At 71.4% G+C, this 17483-nt stretch carries 19 protein-coding genes; 8 read left to right on the forward strand and 11 right to left on the reverse strand.

From position 1 onward, the window contains the following. Positions 1 to 69: 69 nt before the first annotated feature. Together I4J89_RS08520 and I4J89_RS08525 are read left to right on the forward strand one after the other, a co-directional pair. Positions 70 to 387, forward strand: coding sequence for a LapA family protein (locus I4J89_RS08520; protein WP_196413289.1), 318 nt, complete (start codon positions 70 to 72; stop codon positions 385 to 387). Positions 388 to 432: 45 nt separating this feature from the next. Continuing rightward, entirely contained in the window at positions 433 to 921 is a 489-nt protein-coding gene (locus I4J89_RS08525; RefSeq protein WP_196413290.1) for a GNAT family N-acetyltransferase, read from the forward strand. Positions 922 to 933: 12 nt separating this feature from the next. Here the strand turns inward: I4J89_RS08525 and I4J89_RS08530 are convergent, their stop codons facing one another. The 6 genes from I4J89_RS08530 to I4J89_RS08555 all read right to left on the reverse strand — a co-directional run bounded on the left by I4J89_RS08530 (position 934) and on the right by I4J89_RS08555 (position 7625). Next, a complete protein-coding gene (locus I4J89_RS08530; protein ID WP_196413291.1) occupies positions 934 to 2181 on the reverse strand; it encodes a serine/threonine-protein kinase in 1248 nt (415 codons plus the stop codon). A 27-nt stretch (positions 2182 to 2208) separates the two neighbouring features. After that, positions 2209 to 4383, reverse strand: coding sequence for a bifunctional polysaccharide deacetylase/glycosyltransferase family 2 protein (locus I4J89_RS08535; RefSeq protein WP_196413292.1), 2175 nt, complete (start codon positions 4381 to 4383; stop codon positions 2209 to 2211). Beyond that, positions 4380 to 4670 carry a hypothetical protein gene (locus I4J89_RS08540; protein ID WP_196413293.1) on the reverse strand — a complete coding sequence of 97 codons (291 nt, stop codon included), beginning with the start codon at positions 4668 to 4670 and terminating at the stop codon, positions 4380 to 4382. The genes I4J89_RS08535 and I4J89_RS08540 overlap by 4 nt, the downstream gene beginning before the upstream one ends. A 120-nt stretch (positions 4671 to 4790) precedes the next feature. Beyond that, entirely contained in the window at positions 4791 to 5543 is a 753-nt protein-coding gene (locus I4J89_RS08545) for an alpha/beta fold hydrolase (RefSeq protein ID WP_196413294.1), read from the reverse strand. Between the two features lie 525 nt (positions 5544 to 6068). Continuing rightward, the gene (locus I4J89_RS08550) at positions 6069 to 6467 is read right to left on the reverse strand and encodes a hypothetical protein (RefSeq protein WP_196413295.1); all 399 of its coding nucleotides are present in this window, start codon (positions 6465 to 6467) and stop codon (positions 6069 to 6071) included. A gap of 36 nt (positions 6468 to 6503) precedes the next feature. Next, positions 6504 to 7625 carry a hypothetical protein gene (locus tag I4J89_RS08555; RefSeq protein ID WP_196413296.1) on the reverse strand — a complete coding sequence of 374 codons (1122 nt, stop codon included), beginning with the start codon at positions 7623 to 7625 and terminating at the stop codon, positions 6504 to 6506. Positions 7626 to 7734: 109 nt separating this feature from the next. Here I4J89_RS08555 and I4J89_RS08560 point away from each other — a divergent pair, with 109 nt between their 5' ends. Further along, positions 7735 to 8340 carry a hypothetical protein gene (locus tag I4J89_RS08560; RefSeq protein ID WP_196413297.1) on the forward strand — a complete coding sequence of 202 codons (606 nt, stop codon included), beginning with the start codon at positions 7735 to 7737 and terminating at the stop codon, positions 8338 to 8340. 125 nt (positions 8341 to 8465) lie between these two features. Here the strand turns inward: I4J89_RS08560 and I4J89_RS08565 are convergent, their stop codons facing one another. After that, positions 8466 to 9017, reverse strand: a complete 552-nt coding sequence (locus I4J89_RS08565; protein WP_196413298.1) for an AMIN-like domain-containing (lipo)protein — start codon at positions 9015 to 9017, stop codon at positions 8466 to 8468. Positions 9018 to 9213: 196 nt separating this feature from the next. Between I4J89_RS08565 and I4J89_RS08570 the strand changes: the two genes are divergently transcribed. Beyond that, positions 9214 to 10098 (forward strand): MEDS and STAS domain-containing protein, encoded by an 885-nt coding sequence (locus I4J89_RS08570; RefSeq protein ID WP_196413299.1) that lies wholly within the window; start codon positions 9214 to 9216, stop codon positions 10096 to 10098. Positions 10099 to 10102: 4 nt separating this feature from the next. On the opposite strand, the gene I4J89_RS08575 is transcribed toward I4J89_RS08570, so the two are convergent. Together I4J89_RS08575 and I4J89_RS08580 are read right to left on the reverse strand one after the other, a co-directional pair. Beyond that, on the reverse strand, positions 10103 to 10651 hold the full coding sequence (locus I4J89_RS08575; RefSeq protein ID WP_309238233.1) for a hypothetical protein: 549 nt from the start codon (positions 10649 to 10651) through the stop codon (positions 10103 to 10105). A gap of 129 nt (positions 10652 to 10780) precedes the next feature. Then, positions 10781 to 11935, reverse strand: a complete 1155-nt coding sequence (locus tag I4J89_RS08580) for an epoxide hydrolase family protein (protein ID WP_196413300.1) — start codon at positions 11933 to 11935, stop codon at positions 10781 to 10783. A gap of 62 nt (positions 11936 to 11997) precedes the next feature. Between I4J89_RS08580 and I4J89_RS08585 the strand changes: the two genes are divergently transcribed. Genes I4J89_RS08585 through I4J89_RS08595 form a run of 3 tightly spaced genes read left to right on the forward strand, consistent with a single transcriptional unit; the run spans position 11998 to position 13897 of the window. Continuing rightward, complete coding sequence (locus tag I4J89_RS08585; RefSeq protein ID WP_196413301.1) at positions 11998 to 12951, forward strand: helix-turn-helix transcriptional regulator; 954 nt, start codon at positions 11998 to 12000, stop codon at positions 12949 to 12951. Between the two features lie 18 nt (positions 12952 to 12969). Next, on the forward strand, positions 12970 to 13362 hold the full coding sequence (locus I4J89_RS08590) for a DUF3224 domain-containing protein (RefSeq protein ID WP_196413302.1): 393 nt from the start codon (positions 12970 to 12972) through the stop codon (positions 13360 to 13362). After that, positions 13355 to 13897 carry a MarR family winged helix-turn-helix transcriptional regulator gene (locus I4J89_RS08595; protein ID WP_196413303.1) on the forward strand — a complete coding sequence of 181 codons (543 nt, stop codon included), beginning with the start codon at positions 13355 to 13357 and terminating at the stop codon, positions 13895 to 13897. Before I4J89_RS08590 ends, I4J89_RS08595 begins: the two co-directional genes overlap by 8 nt. 12 nt (positions 13898 to 13909) lie before the next feature. Here I4J89_RS08595 and I4J89_RS08600 read toward each other — a convergent pair whose 3' ends face one another. After that, positions 13910 to 15865, reverse strand: a complete 1956-nt coding sequence (locus I4J89_RS08600) for an MFS transporter (RefSeq protein WP_196413304.1) — start codon at positions 15863 to 15865, stop codon at positions 13910 to 13912. A 180-nt stretch (positions 15866 to 16045) separates the two neighbouring features. Between I4J89_RS08600 and I4J89_RS08605 the strand changes: the two genes are divergently transcribed. Continuing rightward, positions 16046 to 16477, forward strand: coding sequence for a universal stress protein (locus I4J89_RS08605; protein WP_196413305.1), 432 nt, complete (start codon positions 16046 to 16048; stop codon positions 16475 to 16477). Here I4J89_RS08605 and I4J89_RS08610 read toward each other — a convergent pair. Then, positions 16461 to 17468, reverse strand: coding sequence for a hypothetical protein (locus I4J89_RS08610; protein WP_196413306.1), 1008 nt, complete (start codon positions 17466 to 17468; stop codon positions 16461 to 16463). The two genes, I4J89_RS08605 and I4J89_RS08610, sit on opposite strands and share 17 nt — an antisense overlap. Positions 17469 to 17483 lie beyond the last annotated feature (15 nt).

The following is a 17483-nucleotide window of genomic DNA, read 5'->3' on the forward strand; positions in this document are numbered from 1 at the left end:
ATATTCCGAAATTGACGACATCCCCGTCTTGAGGGTGCCGCCTCGGCTTACCCCGTGAAGGGGGACGTCATGTCCGACGATCTCCGGCAAACTCCGATCACCCCCGCGGACGAGGACCCGAAGTCACCCACCGGCAGGGTGCCGCGTACCCGTACGGGCGCTGCCTGGTTCGGCCTGTGCGTCGCGACGCTGTTCAGCGTGGTGTTGATCGTCTTCATGTTGCAGAACACCGGCAGCGTCGAGGTCACCTTCCTGGGGCTGCACGGCAACCTGCCGCTGGCCATGGCCCTGCTGATCGCCGCCGTGGGCGCGGCGCTCGTGACCATGGCGGTCGGTGCGGCCCGGATCGGCCAGCTGCGCCGGCTGTCCCGGCGCCAGACCGACTGACCATCACCGCTCGACGCACCGGCTCGGCACCGCGATGATGACGAGATGCGGAGCCTGTCCGGATCGGTACGACTACGCGCGATCGACGACGACAACCGGGACGTGGTTTCGGCGCTACGTGTCCGGCCTGACCAGGAACAATTCGTCGACGGCGTGACATCGTCGCTGAGTGAGGCGTCGGCCAACCCGCGAGCGCGACCCTGGTTGCGCGCCATCTACTCGGACGACGTGCCGGTCGGGTTCCTCATGCTGGCCGATGCCGCTGAGCCGGACAACGGCGTCATCCCGTGGCCTTACTACCTGTGGCGGATGCTGATCGACGGCCGGCATCAAGGTCACGGTTACGGCCGAGCGGCTCTCGACCTGCTCGTCGAGTATCTGCGCGAGCGGCCCGCCGCGGACGTCCTGATCACCAGCATTGTGCCCGGCCCCGGCTCACCGTACGGCTTCTACCTGCGATACGGGTTCCGGCCCACCGGCGAATGGTTCGATCACGAGCAGGTTCTGGCTCTGCCGGTGGAGAGGCGGCGGTAGAGCCGGCGCTCGTCAGCTGCCGGACGCGGGTGGGGGATCGCTGGGTTCCTCCCGGGTGGGCTCGGTGGTGGTGGGTGGCCGCGCCGATGTCGTCGTCGGTGTGCCGCTCGTGGGATTCGTCGTGGAGTTCTCCGGACTCGGGGTGCGGCTGGTCGTCCGGGGCGGGGATGTCGGCTTTCGCGTGGACCCGCCGGTGCCGTTGCCGCCGTCGGGCCGAGGTGAACGTGCCGGGGACGGAGTGCCTGATGGAGCGGCCGGCTCCGACGTGGCGGGCTGCGGCGTGCCGGGGAACCAGCCGAACGGGTCGGCGATGGCCAGGGCCGTGCCCGCGGCGAGCAGTACCGACAACGCGGCCACCACGGCCAGGACCTGCGTTCGGTGGCCGGCGCCCGTACGCATCGGGGTGAACGCGAGCGTGACAGCCTCCGCACCCGCCGGCGTCGCGCTGGCGGCGGCATCGGCGGCCGCCGCCATCGCTGCGGCGGACGGGTAGCGGGCTGCCGGATCCTTGGCGAGCGCGGTGGCCACCAAGCCACGGACCCGCGGTGGTACGTCGTCAGGCAGCGGCGGGGGTTCCTCGATGACGTGCTGCATGGCGACCGCGACCGGGTTGTCGCCGAAGAACGGCGGGTGCCCGGACAGGCAGTGGTAGGCCACGGCGCCGAGTGCGTACACATCGGCGGCAGGGCCGACGGGCTTCTTGGACACCTGCTCCGGAGCGATGTAGTTCGCGGTGCCGATCACGTCCCGCGCGCCCGTGAGGGCGGCGGAACTGCTGGACCGGGCGACGCCGAAGTCGACCAGGACGACCGTCCCGTCCGGTCGAATGATCATGTTGGCGGGTTTGACGTCGCGGTGCACGATGCCGGCGTCGTGGACGGCCTGCAGGGCGCGGCCGACCTGGGCCACGACGGCCAGGGTGTCGGCCAGGGTGAGCCGGCCCTGCTCGGCGATGCGCTGGCTCAGCGGCTGCCCGTCCACGTGTGCCATGACCAGGTACGCGTCTTCGCCGGTTTCCCGCCCGAAGTCGTACACGTCGACGATTCCGGGGTGGTGCAGTGCGGCCATGGCGCGGGCCTCGTGCTCGAACCGGGTCTGGAACTGCGGGTCGACGGCCCGGTCAGCGCGCAGTGTCTTGACCGCGACCCGGCGGCCCAGCACGGTGTCGGTGGCCAGCCACACGTCGCCCATACCGCCGGAGGCGATCCGGTCGTCGAGCCGGTACCGGCCGGCGAGCAGCTCTCCAGGTTCGTGCGGCATCGCGGTTCCCTTCCTCGTCGCTGTCGGTCACGCGGGCCGGGCCGGGACGGTGACCTCGCCGGTGCGGCGCATCTTCTGCCAGCGCAGCCGGCGGCCGGCCACGGCGGTGCCGGCGGAGTGCAGGAGCACCAGATACATGAGCTGGCGGTAGGCGATCTGCTGCAACGGCAGGCTCCACAGCGGGCGTAGCGACTCGCGGTCCAGGCGGAAGGCGAGGACCGCCGTCACGGCTTGCACGGCCATCATCACCAGCCACCCGATCGCGAACTCCCGGCGATCGAGGAAGACGAAGCCGTACACGGCCATGATGTCGAGCAGCGGTGCCAGCAGCGGCAAGAGCACGGTGAACAGCGTAATCACCAGAAGACCGCGGCGCCCGAATCGGCCGGACGGGCCGCTGTCGCGTACGGCCCGGCGGTGCTTCCACAACGCCTGCATCGTGCCGAAGCTCCACCGGTACCGCTGCTGCCACAGCTGCCGTACGCCGGTCGGGGCCTCCGTCCAGGCGCGTGCCGACTCCTCGAAGACCACGCGCCACCCGGCACGCTGGATGGCGATGGTGAGGTCGGTGTCCTCGGCGAGAGTGTCGATCTTCAGGCCGCCCGCGTCGAGCAGGGCCTGGCGGCGGAACGCGCCGAGCGCTCCCGGGATGGTGGAGATGCAACCGAGGGTGTCGTAGAGGCGGCGGTCCAGGTTGAAACCGACCACGTATTCGATGTGCTGCCACTTGCCGAGCAGTCCGCGCCGGTTGCCGACCTTGACGTTGCCGGAGACCGCGCCGACGCCCGGGTCGGCGAACGGCTGCACGATCCGGTGGACCGAGTCGGTCTCCACCACCGTGTCCGCGTCCACCATCACGATCAGGTCGTGGCGGGCGAAGGCGATGCCGGTGTTGAGCCCGGCCGCCTTTCCGCCGGGTGGGGTACGGATCACCCGTACGTTCCCCAGGTGCAGGTCCCGTACCGCTTGTCCGGTGTCGTCGGTCGAGGCGTCGTCGAGCACGATCACCTCGACGCCGGGGTGCGCCGACAGCGCCAGCGAGCGCACGGCCGGGCCGATCGTGGTCGCCTCGTTGAACGCCGGCACGATGATCGTCACCGGGTCGGTCACCGCCGGGCCCCAGGACCACGACGCGGAGCGGCGCCGGCGGGCGTGCCCGACCGCCAGGAGCAGGAGCAGGAGCGTACGGGCGAGGATCAGCGCCCCGGCGCACAACAGCAGGACCCAGAGCAGCCGCAGCGTCAGGTCGGCGACCCGGATCATCGTCACCAGCGCCCAGCCGCGCGCCTTCTCCGCGAAGCCGGCGGGTGGGTTGGGCGGCGGGATCCGGCCGGCGAGCGCTTCGGAAACGGTGGTGAACCGGTAGCCGCGCTCCTTCAGTCGGGGGATCAGCCGGTCCAGGGCGGCGACGGTCTGCGACCGGTCCCCACCGGCGTCGTGCATCAGGACGATCGCCCCGGAGCCGCCGCGGGGTGTCGCGTGCCGCAGGATCGCCTCGGCGCCCGGACGCCGCCAGTCCTGGCTGTCCAGGTCGTTCAGGACGGTCAGGTCGCCCTGGCGGGCGGCCTCCCGCAGCGTCGGCATGTCGCTGTTGGCGAGGGCGTCGACCATGGAGGAGTACGGCGGCCGGTACAGCGTGGTCGAACGGCCGGTGGTGTACGCGATGGCCGCCTGAGTCGTGGAGTGCTCCAGACGGCGAAGCCAGGCGGGCAGCGCCGACACCCGCGGATGGGTGAAGGTGTGCACACCGATCTCGTGGCCCTCAGCGGCGATCCGTGCGGACAGGCCGGTGTTGCGGACCACCTGAGAGCCGAGCACGAAGAACGTGCCATGTGCCTGATGCCGGCGCAGCACCTCGAGGATCCGCGGCGTCCACCGCGCGTCCGGCCCGTCGTCGAAGGTCAGCGTGATCGTCCGGGCCGGCACCCGGTAGGTGCGGGGCTTGTCGCCGGAGAGGTCGACGACGGGGCCGCCGGAGCGCACCGCCGCCGGCACCGCGTCGACCGGCCGCGCCTGCTGCGGCGCGCTGTCCGGGGCGAACTCGGAACGCAGGTACGCCTCCACCAGCAGCATGTTGCCCAGCAGCGCGAGCAGGGCGAGGACGACCAGGATGCGCAGCACCAGCCGCCGGCGCCGCAGCGCCGGGATCTGGCCGGTGGTCAGACCCGGGTCGGCCGGAGGTTTGCCGTGGTAGACGGTCATCGCTGGCCGGACGGCATACCGCCGATGATCTGGCTCAGCCAGAAGGCCACCAGCAGTGCCACGGCCAGGAGCACGACGGCGTACGAGAGCCGGCGCAGGCGCCGGCGGCGGACCCGGCTGTCGTCGGCGAAGACCGGCGGGGGTATCTCGTCGAAGTGGGCCACATCGGTCTGGGCCTGCTCGTTCGGCGGCACCCGGCCGACCACCCGGCCGACGCGGACTCGCCCCACGACCCGGCCGACCGCGCGTGGCGTCGCGTCGCGCCGAGCTCGCCGTCGCCGGTTCATGAATCGACGCTAGGCGATATCAGGCGTGGGTGCGCCGCGGAGGTTCCGATTGGGCGGCAGCGAGGCGAAGCGACAAGTGTTCACCGGCGGGCGGTCAGAATGGCCTTGAGCAAGGTCGACCTAGCCGGCCGCATCCCCGCCAGTCAGCAGCGTCAGGCACCGCTCCGGGCTCTCCACGTGCGCGTTGTGACCCAGCCCGGCCAGGGTGACGACCGGTACGCCCAGCCGCCCTAGCTGCTCATCGGTGTTCATGAAATCGTGCTCACCCCGAGCCAGGCGGACCGGCGCCGACGACCGGGCCACCAGACCGGCCATGTCCGGCGCACCCACCCCGAAGGCGCGAGGGTCCACGGCGAGGCGCCACCGCCCGTCCTGTTCCCGCACGCCGTCCCGCACCGCGGGGTCGTCCTCGGCGAGCAGACCCGCCAGCCCGGACACTCGCAGATGCCGGGCCACGGCCTCCTCCCGCGACCCGAACCAGGCCACCGGGCGCCGGGCCAGCGCCTGCGCGCGCTCCAGCTCCTCGTCGGTCCAGGCCACCTTGATGCCCAGCCCGACGACCGCGGCCACCGAGACCCGGGCGGCCAGCGCCAGCGCGACCACGCCACCGAGCGAATGCCCCAGCACGACGGTGCGCCCACCCGGCTCCACCAGCGGGCTCACCGCCTCGGCGAGGGCCTCGAACGTGTACTCCGGCAACGCCGCCGACCCACCGTGACCAGGCAGATCGGGCGCCAGCCACCGGCACGGCCAGTCGCGTGCCAGCACCGATTCCCACCCCGACCACACGTCACCGGTCGCGCCCAGCCCATGAAGCAACAGCAGCAGCGGCTCACCCTCGCCGCCGCCACGCACCCGAAGATCCTCACCCATCCCCGGAGTCTGCCGTATCGCACGTACTTGGCCCACGCTCAATGCTGTCTCAACGGCGGCCAGACAACACCCACGTTGGGCCGGACAAGACCCTGAGCACGAAGGCTCTCTAGGTCTTACTTCTTCGGGGTACGCGCAACCGGCTGTCCCGCCGAAGCCGGCCCTGTCGCCGCTCTCCCAGCGCGAGCCCGGCTTCCCCTCACCGCCCAAGCGCGACCACCGGGAAACAGCATCACCTGCCGGTCACGGCGACGAACGCGGGCAATCGCGGCCGGCTGCCCGGGGCCTGCTGCCTCGGCCCGCCTGGGCCCGCGCGGCGAGCAACCGCGCCCGGTCCTCCCGCAGCGCGACGGGCTGGTGTTTCCCGGCGGCCGCGCTGGGGCGGTGGCGGAAAGCCCGGCCCGCGCCGGGAGAGCGGGCACGCGTCGGCTTCGGCAAGAAGCCGGTCACGCGTACCCCGAAGGAGCGGGACCGGCAAGCAAACCTCGACCACGAGAGTCGGTCTGGCCTCGAGGCTGGGCAGCGTCAGCGCTCGCCGGCGAGCGCGGCGAAGGCGGCCAGCAGGCCGCCGGTGAAGGCGTTCACCGAGATGACGAATCCGCGCTCCCATCCGTCCGGCGCAAGCGCGACACCGACCGCCACCGTCGCCACCGCGGCGAACGCCATGCCGATGCGGGCCGCGCGCTGGTCCGGGGTACCGCGGCGGCGGCGCAGCACCGACAGCATGATGATCAGCGCGCCGGCTGAGCCCGCCGCGCCGGCGATCAGCATCGGTACGCCAAGCGCCCGCGCGCCGGCGATCGACAGGTCGACGCCGCTCCACAGCATCAGGCCGAAGATCACTACTGCCAGGCCGTGCAGGGCGGCGCTGCGGTGCAGCCGGCGCCGGGCGGCGCCGGCCGGTACGTCATGCGTGGTGGCCATGGCGCTCCTCCGTGACGGGTTCCGTACATCGTCGCATCAGCCGCCGTCGTGACGCTCGATCAGTGGGGTGCCCCAGGCGAACCCGGCCGGCGTCTGTGTCGCGAGGGCGGCCACCGACCAGGTCGCGTTCGTACCCGGGATGTGGGCGGTCGCGGTGCCGGCGATGAACACACCTGACAGCGGTGCACCACTGACCTCGGTCCACGTCGTCCCGTCGAATCGGGCGTACCGGGTGCTGGCCGGGTTGGGGCCGATGATGGATCCCACCCACTGCGGCCGACCGTCACCGTCCGGCGTGATCGTGACGTTCTGTTCGATCGTGGCGGCCGGTGTTCGTAGCGAGGTGTCCCACCCGGTGCCGTTCCAGTGGCCGATCCACGGCTGGGTCAGCGACAGGCCACCCGGGCCGCTCACCGCGACGGATCCGACCGTCCACACGCCGCCGGCCACCGCCAGGACGTCGTTGATCGCCGAGATCGGGGCGCCGTCCGCGCGTACCCCGAGGGTGTTGATTTTGGTCCAGCCGGCGCCGTTCCAGCGCGCCGTCGCGCCCACTCGCTCGCCGCCCACGTGTTCCTGGCCGGTCACCCACACGCCGCCCCGGGTCGCGCGGACCCCGGCCAGCCGCCCGGTCTCCATCGGCGGCGGCACCGGCCGCCACGCCCCGCCGTCCCACCGCAGGACCACCGGCCGGTCGCCGTCCTGGCCCACCAGCCATGCCGAACCCAGCGGGCCGGCGGCGACCGCGCGCAGGTCCAGCGGCGCGGTCGTGCCGCCCGGGACGGGTACCTCCCGCCACAGCCGCCCGTTCCAGCGCAGCATGTGGGACAGCCCGGCCGTGTCCCGGCCGACCGCCCAGGCCGCCGATCGGGAAGAGGCGGCGATCGATCTGAGCGAACCGCTCCAGGACAGCGTGGGAAGCGGCACCTTGGCCCACGCGGTGCCGTCCCAGCGCAGGATGAGTGGTGTTCCCGCGTCCCGGCCGGTCATCGCCTCGCCGCCGGCCGCCCAGGCGTTGGCCCGGTCGGTGGCGGTCACCGACAGCAGCATCGCCGGCGCGACTACCGAGTTCGGCAGCGGAATCCGTTCCCAGGCCGCACCCACGGGCACCACGGTCGCGGCAGCGAGAAGAGTCGCGACGGCGAGATGGACAGTCATAACCGTCGATGCTCGCATAGTCACGGCTCGCGTTCCATCGATGCTCTTGACTGGCGGCGACTCGTTCCGTTAACTCTGAACAACACTTACTAATTCGAGGAGTACGTCCATGCGGAAGACGACGGTAGCGGTGGCACTCTCGCTCGGCATGCTCGCCGTGTCGGCCCCGGTGGCGCCCGCCGCGGCCGCCCCCGGTCATCCCCGCGAGTGCGCCACGCCGTCGATCGATCGCCTCCAGCAGTGGCTGGCGAGCGGTGAGGGCACCACCGTGCCGGCCACCGGCAGCCTGCTCGTGCCGGTGCGCGGAGGTGCCCGGTACACCGCCAAGGTCACGTTCCTGAACGACGAGTGGCATGTGGTGGTGGTCTGGCTGGGCAACGAGTTCGAGGCCGAGGCCGACCTGTCGGAGTCGGCCGGCTTCCGGCTCACCTACAGCGCCACCGACGACCTGTACGTGCAGCTGCGTCCGGCGTCGCACTGGAGCGGCGGCGCCCAATGGGTCACCCGGATCCCGTCCACCCACGGGCGGATGGTCACCCGGTTCTTCAGCTTCCGGCCGCAGGCCTGGACGGCACTGCCGGAGCTCGGTACGCCGGCGCACTCGTTCGAATCGGCGATCAGCGAGGCGCGTGGCCTGGTCTTCGTCGGTAAGACCGCCAACGAGCTGGAATTCCGGGGCCTGCGCGTGAATCGCTACACGCCGCCCTGCCGATGACCGTCGACCGGCCGAGGCCCGCCTCGCGGGCCCGCACGATCGCCTCGGCACGGTCGGCCCTGGGCGGCCGGCGTCAACCTGGCCGCCTACCTCGGTGCCATGCTCGCCCTCGGGCCCGTTGGCGCTCACCAGCTGTGCGCGACGTCCAGCACGATCCGGCTGTGCGTTCCCGGACCGGGTAGCACGGTGACCTGGAACGGCAGGCGTGCGCGTACCCCGACGGCGAAGGTCGTGTAACCCTCGAACGAGCCGCCGAACACGACGTCGCGCAGCGTGTCGTAGCGCAGCACGTTGACCATCCGATCACCGGTGCGTCCCTCGATCGTGGCTTTGTGCTCGTCGTCGTAGGCCGGGGCCCGCAATGTCACCCACAAGTGGGCCCCACCCGCCGTGTACGGCACCAGGTCGACCCCCTCGCCGTCGGTGAGCACCTGGCCGCCGTAGCGGACCGCGTAGCCGCTCGCCGAGCCGTCGAACTCGAACACCACCCGGTCCCAGCACTGATGCCGCCCGGCCCGGACGCTCACCAGCGGCGCCGGGCTGAGCGGGCCACCGGCCTTTTCCAGGCTGCCCCAGGTGATGCCGCAGGCCGCAGCGGGTGCGGCCGCCGGCAGGAAGACCACTCCTGCCACACCGAGAACCACTACCGCAATCAACTTTCCGACCAACCGTCGCATGGGCACCTCCTGGGCCTTCTCTACGACGCTAGGCCTGGCACACAAGGCGTTCGCGCAGGGTGCCCATTCGGGTGCATCGCGACGGAACGGCACGTCGGAGCGGGTCTGATGAAGTCGTCCCGGCACGGACGGGCAGTAGCATCGGCACACACAGGCCCGCCCGTAAGCACCGGAGGACGACGAGCCGAGGGGACACATGATCGAGATCGGCGCGATCGAACGCCTGAGCCTCGGCGATCATGCGTGTGTGGTGTTCGAGGACGACGAGACCCGGACTCGGACGCTTGCCGCGTACATCCAGGCGGGTCTGCGCCGGCGACACCGGATCCTCTACTTCGGCGGCGAGCCGGGCGAGGTCGAGGCCGCCCTCGCCGGGCAGGGCACCGACCCGCGATCCGCGCTGGCGGCCGGGCAGCTACGGATGGCGACCGTGGAGTCGACCTACCTGGCCGCCGGCCACTTCGATCCGCTGGCCAGCATCGAGGGCTGGCGTGCCGCGTCGGCCGAGGCCCTGGCCGCCGGCTACCGCGGCCTGCGTGCCGTCGGGGACATGTCCTGGGGCGCCACCGCGGTGCCCGGCGCCGACCAGCTGCCCTGGTACGAGGCGAACGTGAACCGGGTCTTCGCCGACGGGTACGCGATGGGCCTGTGCCTCTACGACCGCCGGCTGTTCAGCGACGCCGACCTGCGGCGGGTGTGCTGGGCACACCCCGTCACGGTCGACGACGACACCGATCCGCAGGCCGTCCCGCTGCTGCGCGCGGTCCGCACCACCCGGCCGGCCGGCATCCGCTTCGAGGGCGAGGCCGACCTGTCGAACCGGCAGGCGATGCGCGCCATCCTCGACCACCTGGTCGAGGACATGCCCGGCACCGGCGAGCCCCTGGTGGTGGACATCTCCGGGCTGCGGTTCGTCGACGGCGCCACGATCCGCATGCTGATCGACGCGGCGGCCCGCGCGGCCGACCGGCTGCGCGTGGTGGGCTGCTCGCCGCACATGCAGCGGCTGCTCGCCTTCAACGGCGCCGACGCGACGACCGGCCTGATCGTGGAGCCAGCGTGCCCGCACACGCGGCCGTGAGCTCTCAGCAGTACCCGGACGGGCACTCGCCGCTGGCCAGCAGCTGGTACTGCCGGCAGACCGGGCAGATCGCCGGCTCCGGCCGCGGGACCGGGCGGGCCTTCGGCGGCGCCTTGGCCGCGCTGCGGGTGGTGGTGGCGCGGGCCTTGACCGCCTTCGCCGCCTTCGGCGCCTTGGCCGGCGGGTCCACCGCGCGCAGCTCGACCGCCTGCACGGCGCCGGCCAGCAGGGCGTCATAGTTCTGGTCGATCAGGTACGCGTCGACCGTGATGAAGCAGTTCGGGTCGTCCGGATCCTTGATGTACGCGCCCGGGATCGCCAGAGCGGCCTCGTTCGCCCGATCCGGTTCCACGGCCAGGTCCACGCCACCCGGGTGGATGTACACCGCGACGGCGTTGACGCCCTGCGGCCGGACCTGCACCGTCTTCCCCGCGCTCCGCACGTCGATGGTCACCTGTGCGCGCAGCTCCAGGAGCAGCCTCGCCACCGAAGGAGCCGCGCCGACCCCGTCGCCGTCCGTCTCGTGCGCATCCATCAGATCTTTCGCCTCCACGACTCTGGGGTCCCCTCGGCGTATCGGCACCGTCGCGCCGTACGTGAGAGGCAGGTACGCCCCGAAGAAGCCTAGGCGTCGCCGAATCGGCACGGTTCGGCGGGCGGGAGTTCGACGCCGGCGCGCTCGTCAGCGCAGCGCGCGGAAGAACTTCCGGACGTCGTCGACGAGCAGGTCCGGGGCCTCCATCGCGGCGAAGTGTCCGCCGCGATCGAACTCGGACCAGTGCACTACGTTGTGCTCGAGCTCGACGGTGCGCCGGATCGACCCGTCCAGCGGGAACACCGCGACGCCGGTCGGCACCGGGGAACGCTCGCTCGCGCCCCAGGCGCCGGCGTGTGCCGTCTCGTAGTAGCTGTTGGCCGAGGATCCCGCGGTGCCGGTCAGCCAGTACACCGTCACGTTGGTGAGCAGCAGATCCCGGTCCACCGCGTCCTCCGGCAGTTCGGCGGCCGGATCGGTCCACTCCTTGAACTTCTCCACGATCCAGGCCAGTTGCCCGGCGGGGGAGTCGTGCAGTCCGTGCGCCAGGGTCTGCGGCCGGCTGATCTGGATCATCGCGTACCCGGACTGCTCGGTCTTGAAATACTCCAGCTGCTCCAGCCGCGCCCGCTCGGCGTCGGTCAGCCCGGCCACCTCGTCCGGATCCACCGGGGTGAACGCGGCGAGCCCGTTCGCGTGTACGCCGACGACCTTGTCCGGGTTGAGCCGGCCCAGCCCGGGCGAGACGACCGCGCCGGTGTCGCCGCCCTGCGCGCCGTAGCGGTGGTAGCCGAGCCGGTTCATCAACTCGGCGAACGCCCTGGTCACCCGATTGGTGTCCCAGCCGGTCCCGGTGGTCGGCCCGGAGAACCCGCTGCCCGGGATCGACGGGATCACCAGGTGGAACGCGTCGGCCGGCTCGCCGCCGTGCGCCCGGGGGTCGGTCAGCGGGCCGATGACGTCCAGGAACTCGACGATCGACCCGGGCCAGCCGTGGGTCAGGATCAGCGGCAGTGCGTCCGGCTCGGCGGAGCGGACGTGCAGGAAGTGGATGTTCTGCCCGTCGATCTCGGTGGTGAACTGCGGGTACTGGTTCAGCCGGCGTTCGTGGACGCGCCAGTCGTAGCCGTCGCGCCAGTACTCGGCGAGCCCCTTGAGATAGCTCACCGGCACACCGCGGCTCCAGCCGGCCCCGGGCAGGTCGGTGGTCCAGCGGGTCCTGGCGAGCCGGTCCCGCAGGTCGTCCAGGTCGGTCTGCGGAATGTCGATGGTGTAGGGCCGGATCTCGCTGTTGTTCTCCATGCCGTCAACGCTAGGCGCCGATTAGGACAGCTTCGGTCCTAGCGGTCGGGCAGACTTTCCTCATGTGGGAAACCTCGGCACGGCTGCTGCGGCTGCTCTCGCTCCTGCAGGCCCGGCGCGACTGGTCCGGCACCGAACTGGCGGAACGGCTGGAGGTCACGCCACGGACGGTGCGCCGCGACATCGACCGGCTGCGCGCCCTCGGCTATCCCGTGCTGGCCACCGCGGGCGTCGCCGGCTACCGGTTGGGCGCCGGCGCGGACGTACCGCCTCTGCTGCTCGACGACGACGAGGCCGTCGCCGTCGCGATGGGCCTGCGCACGGCCGCCGGCGGCTCGATCACCGGCATCGAGGAGACGTCCGTGCGAGCCCTGGCCAAGCTGGAACAGCTGCTGCCGTCCCGCTTGCGCCACCGGATCAACGCCTTGCAGTCGATGACGGTGCCGATGGCCGGCGCCGGCCCGACCGCCGACCCGAGCACGCTCACCGCGATCGCGGCGGCCTGCCGCGATTCGCTGCGGCTGCGCTTCGACTACCGCACCCACGACGGAACAACCAGCATCCGTACGACCGAACCGCACCGCCTGGTCCACTCGGGCCGCCGCTGGTACCTCGTCGGCTGGGACGTCGACCGCCAGGACTGGCGTACCTACCGGGTGGACCGTCTGAAGCCGCGCGTTCCCACCGGGCCCCGGTTCACCCCGCGCACCCCGCCGGACCCCGACCTCGGCGGTTACACCTCGCGCGGGATCTCCACCTCGGCCTACCGCTACCAGGCCCGGTTCACGCTGCACGTCAGCGCGGAGACCGCGGCGGAGCGGATCACCCCCACCACGGGGACGCTGGAGCCGATCGACGAGCACAGCTGCACCCTGCTCGCCGGGTCGAACTCGCTGGACGAACTGGCCATCTATGTGGCCGGCAAGGGGTTCGCCTTCCAGGTGCACGAGCCGCCGGAGCTGGTCGAGCACATCAGGACGCTGGCCGTACGGCTCGCGGCTGCGATATATGACTGAGTCATATATCGTGGGGCCATGCCGACTTTGGAAACCAAGCTCGAGATCAAGTCATGGGACGAGAAGCCGTACCGGGAGTCGCCGGACGGCACCAAGTGGACCCGGGCCGAGGTGGTGCTCGCCGGGGCGGGGCCGCTCACCGAGGGCACCTTCGAGTCGCTGATGTACTACCACGCGGGCGGGACCAGCACCTACGTCACGCTGATGTCGCTCACCGGCACGCTCGACGGCCGGCAGGGCACCGTGATCCTCGCCGGCGAGGGCACCTTCGACGGCACGACGGCCCGGGGCGAGTCCCGGGTGATCGACGCAACCGGGGGACTCGCCGGGCTCACCGGCACGGCCACCAGCGCCTCCACCCACGCGGACTACCCGTACATGCCGATCGCTCTGACGTACGAAATTGGCTGAACCGCTCAGCTCGGAGGCCAACCTGCTCGGCGCGCTCGCCCTGGTGCTCACCGACCGGATGGCCGAGGCGGCGGCCGCCGAGGCCGGTGAAGCCGGCGCGGCGGCCGCCGCGCTCTCCTCGCTGTACCACTTCCTGGACCGGCCCACCCTGGACACCCTGCGCCGGGTGCTGGGCCTGACCCACTCCGGCGCGGTGCGGCTGGTGAATCGCCTGGAGGCGCAGGGCCTGGTGACCCGGGGGCCGGGCGAGGACGGCCGGTCGCGCGCGGTGACGCTGACGCCGGCCGGCCGGCAGGCCGCGGCCCGGGTGGACGCGGCCCGCTCGGCCGTACTGGAACGGGCCCTGGACCGCCTGCCGCCGGACCAGCGGGCTGTCCTGCACGGGTTGCTGGGGCAGGTGATGACCGCGGTGGTCCGGGACAAGGACGGTGGCGCCTGGATCTGCCGGCTGTGCGACCTCGGCGCTTGCGGCCGGGACCAGGGACGGTGCCCGACCGCCAACGCCGCGGCCGCCAAGTACGGCCCGCCGGCCTGAGGCTCCGGCCGCTTACGATTCCGGGCCGGTGCCGGGCCGCTGCCGGGGCGGTCCGGCCGGCGGGCCGGCGTCCGGCTCGGCGGTCGCCGGCCGGTCGCCGGCTGTTTCGTCGGCGAGCACACGCTCCTCGTCCAGCGCTGACGTCTGCACCACCAGGACGTCGCACACGGCGTTCTTCACCACGCCGGCGGGCACCGAACCCAGCAGCTGTCCCTGGCTGGCGCCCAGCCCCCGGTTGCCGACGACGATCAGGTTCGCCGGGTTGGCGCCGACCGCGTCGAGCAGTGCCTGCGCCGGGTCGCCGACCACCAGCCGCTGGTCGATGTAGCGTGCCCGTTCCCGGGTGAGCCCGGTGACCGACTTCTCCAGGGCCTCGCGTGCGGCGTCGACGCCGTGCAGGTCACGGTGCACGCCGGCGGCCGAGGCCGGCGACGCGCTCTCGTCGCCCTCGCGGTAGGCGGTGACCACGACCAGCCGCGCCTGCGCGGCCTGCGCCACCTCGGCGGCCCGGTCCACGGCGTACAGGCTGGTGGGTGTGCCGTCCGAGCCGACCACGACCCGGTCGTAGACGGTGATGCTGCGCCGGTGGCCGAGCGGCACGATCGGCGACTCGTCGGCCTCGTCGGGCGGGTTGACCCACAGCATCGCGATGGCGCCGATGCCCAGCAGGACCCCGGCCAGCATGATCGCGTTGCTGCCCTTGCCGTCGAGCAGGTGCTCGAAGATCCAGCCGAACGTGACCGTCTGGATCAGCATCGGCACCACGATCATCATGTTCAGGATGCCCATGTAGACGCCGGTGCGCTTGGCCGGGACCATGCTGGCCACCATCAGGTACGGGATGCCGACCGCACTGGCCCAGAAGATGCCCAGGCCGATCATCGGGAGCAGCGCGACGTACTGGTTCGTGATGGTGGACAGCCACATCAGCGAGACCGCGGCCAGGCCGAGCGCGACCGCGTGCACCCGCTTCGCGCCGATGCGCAGCGCGAAACCGACCAGGAACAGCGCGGACACCATGGTGACGAAGTTGTAGGTGGCGTTCGCCAGACCGCTCCAGCCGATCGCCTCCGCCCAGGCCGGGCCGCCCTCCTCCGGCGTGGTGCCGAACACCGTCTCACCGAGACTGACCGCCACGAACTGCCAGTAGATGAACATGGCGTACCACTGGAACATGAACACCACGCCGATCTTGTGCATGGCGACCGGCATGACCCGTACGGCGTCGGCGATCTCGCGTACCGCGTGGTGCAGGCCCTTCGGCGCGGCCCGCATCTCCGCGATCTCCTCGTCGGAGGGGGTCAGTTCCTTCGTACGCGCCATCGCGGTCAGCACCGTCAGCAGGATGCAGAAGGTGCCGATCATGAAGCAGACGTACATCCAGTAGGGCACCCCGTTGCCGGCGGTCTCCTGTAGCGGCTCGACCCGCTCCAGGATGAACAGCGACAGGTTGGCCAGCACCGCGCCGGCGCCGGTGAACATGCTCTGGGTCAGGAAGCCGCGGGCCAGCTGGGATTTGGGCAACCGGTCCGAGATGAACGCCCGGTACGGCTCCATCGAGGTGTTGTTGCCCGCGTCGAGCAGCCAGAAGCAGATCACGGCCAGCCACAGCACGCCGACGAACGGGAACAGGAACAGGATCACCGCGCACAGCAGCGCGCCGGCGGTGATGAACGGCCGTCGCCGGCCCCAGCGCGGATGCCAGGTCCGGTCGCTGATCGCCCCGATCAGCGGCTGAATGATCAGCCCGGTGACCGGGCCGGCCAGGTTGAGGATCGGAAGCTGATCGGGTGTCGCCCCGATCAGCAGGAAGAGCGGGTTCACCGCGGACTGGGTCAGGCCGAAGCTGAACTGCACCCCGAAGAAGCCGAGGTTCATCATCAGCAGGGCGGAGCCGGTCATCAGCGGCTTGCGCTCGATCTGCCCAGCGTCCGGCGTGACGGATCCGGCAGTCGTGGTGGTGGTCATGGGAGACCCCCTTCAGCCGACGCGATGAGAGTCGAACATCGATGCGAAGCTAAGCCCGCTGTAATCACCCCGCAACTCGGAGCGACGGCAAGCGCTGATCCGCGCGAAACCGGAGGGATGGCGGCCGAACAAGATCTCGACCAGTCTGAGAGGCACGGCTTTCACGGAGAGGGGACGACGGTGAGTGATTGGCGGACCATCGTGGTCGGCGTCGACGGGTCGGCCGGCAGCCGCAGGGCGCTGGCCTGGGCCGCCGCCGAGGCCGCGCACCACGGCACCGACCTCGTCGTGGTGAACGTGTGGGAGCACACCTTGCTGCCGCCGGCCGGCAGTGTCAGCGTCTCCGAGCGGTTCGTGCCGGACCCGAGCCAGCGCACCGCCGACGACCTGCTTCAGGTGATCAAAGAGGAGCTCGGCGACCAGCCGCCGGTGCTGGTGCAGCCGGTGGTCAAGCAGGGCCGGCCGGCGAAGGTGCTGATCGAGGAGTCGCAGGGCGCCGATCTGCTGGTGGTCGGGCAACGCGGGCACGGCGGCTTCGCCGGGCTGGTGCTCGGCTCGGTCAGCCAGCATGTTGCCGCGTACGCGAAGTGCTCGGTCACCGTGGTCCGCTGACCTCGCTGAGGCGCAGAAGCACGGCACCCGGGTCGGGGCCGTACTTCGCGGTGTAGAGCGCGGTGATCCGCTCCCGGGTGTCCGGGCTCGCCTCGGCCAGGACGTAGCTTTCGTCGCGGACACGCGCCCGATGGTCGGGGTGGAAAGCCGGCTGCAGGGCCGCCGGGTGGACGTTCACCCAGTGCTCGCCGTCGTGCGCGACGTACTTCAGATCGTGCTCGACCGTCGTGCCGTTGACCGTGAAGCGCAGCCTCATCCGGTAGTGGTCGCCGAGGGCGCGCAGGCCGGAGCCGTTCCACCGGGTCTCGAACGCCTCCAGGGCCAGCTCGCCCAGGTCGCCGTGGACCCGCACCTCCCGCTGCGAGCTCTCGCTCACCCTCCGATCACGAAACAGACCGTACGAGAGCCAGTCGTCCACCCGGTAGAAGGCGTGCGCCGGGCCGACCGAGCTGATCCGCACCTCGAACTGGGCGCGATGCCGGGCCGGCAGGGTGCCCACGATGGCGTCCAGCCGTTCGATGTTCTGCCGCATCAGCGCGATCGCGTCGGTCGGCGCCACCTGGCGGGCCCGCTCGGCCGCGTCCGGGCATGACGGGTCGGTCAGCGTGATCCGGAACCGGACCCCACGGTCGAGGGCGGTACGGACGGCGGCCACGAACTCGGTCTCGTACTGGTTCTCCAGCAGACCGGTCCAGTGCTTCCAGACGTCCACCCGGTCGCCGGCCCGCCCGATCTTCGCGACCAGATCCCGGTAGTCGAGGCGATTGCGCCACCGGACCGCGTTGCGGCTGAAGAAGACGATCAGCGGTTGCAGGATCAGCGCGGCCAGGACGATGTCGATCAGGTTCGCGCCGATGTTGATCCGCAGGTCGGTGGCGAAACCCTCGGTGTGCCGGACCGGATAGAGCAGCAGGAAGGCGGTCACCAGCAAGAGGGCGCCGATTCCGGCGTAGAGCCAATAGAGCCACTTGCGGCGCCCGCGTTCCCCCATGATGGTCATCGTTGC

The organism is Actinoplanes aureus (assembly GCF_015704865.1).
Classification (GTDB): domain Bacteria; phylum Actinomycetota; class Actinomycetes; order Mycobacteriales; family Micromonosporaceae; genus Actinoplanes; species Actinoplanes aureus.

Coding starts and splice junctions, on each gene's coding strand:
- I4J89_RS08520 (WP_196413289.1), top strand. CDS start 70: ATGTCCGACGATCTCCGGCAAACTCCGATCACCCCCGCGGACGAGGAC.
- I4J89_RS08525 (WP_196413290.1), top strand. CDS start 433: ATGCGGAGCCTGTCCGGATCGGTACGACTACGCGCGATCGACGACGAC.
- I4J89_RS08530 (WP_196413291.1), bottom strand. CDS start 2,181: ATGCCGCACGAACCTGGAGAGCTGCTCGCCGGCCGGTACCGGCTCGAC.
- I4J89_RS08535 (WP_196413292.1), bottom strand. CDS start 4,383: ATGACCGTCTACCACGGCAAACCTCCGGCCGACCCGGGTCTGACCACC.
- I4J89_RS08540 (WP_196413293.1), bottom strand. CDS start 4,670: ATGAACCGGCGACGGCGAGCTCGGCGCGACGCGACGCCACGCGCGGTC.
- I4J89_RS08545 (WP_196413294.1), bottom strand. CDS start 5,543: ATGGGTGAGGATCTTCGGGTGCGTGGCGGCGGCGAGGGTGAGCCGCTG.
- I4J89_RS08550 (WP_196413295.1), bottom strand. CDS start 6,467: ATGGCCACCACGCATGACGTACCGGCCGGCGCCGCCCGGCGCCGGCTG.
- I4J89_RS08555 (WP_196413296.1), bottom strand. CDS start 7,625: ATGACTGTCCATCTCGCCGTCGCGACTCTTCTCGCTGCCGCGACCGTG.
- I4J89_RS08560 (WP_196413297.1), top strand. CDS start 7,735: ATGCGGAAGACGACGGTAGCGGTGGCACTCTCGCTCGGCATGCTCGCC.
- I4J89_RS08565 (WP_196413298.1), bottom strand. CDS start 9,017: ATGCGACGGTTGGTCGGAAAGTTGATTGCGGTAGTGGTTCTCGGTGTG.
- I4J89_RS08570 (WP_196413299.1), top strand. CDS start 9,214: ATGATCGAGATCGGCGCGATCGAACGCCTGAGCCTCGGCGATCATGCG.
- I4J89_RS08580 (WP_196413300.1), bottom strand. CDS start 11,935: ATGGAGAACAACAGCGAGATCCGGCCCTACACCATCGACATTCCGCAG.
- I4J89_RS08585 (WP_196413301.1), top strand. CDS start 11,998: ATGTGGGAAACCTCGGCACGGCTGCTGCGGCTGCTCTCGCTCCTGCAG.
- I4J89_RS08590 (WP_196413302.1), top strand. CDS start 12,970: ATGCCGACTTTGGAAACCAAGCTCGAGATCAAGTCATGGGACGAGAAG.
- I4J89_RS08600 (WP_196413304.1), bottom strand. CDS start 15,865: ATGACCACCACCACGACTGCCGGATCCGTCACGCCGGACGCTGGGCAG.
- I4J89_RS08610 (WP_196413306.1), bottom strand. CDS start 17,468: ATGGGGGAACGCGGGCGCCGCAAGTGGCTCTATTGGCTCTACGCCGGA.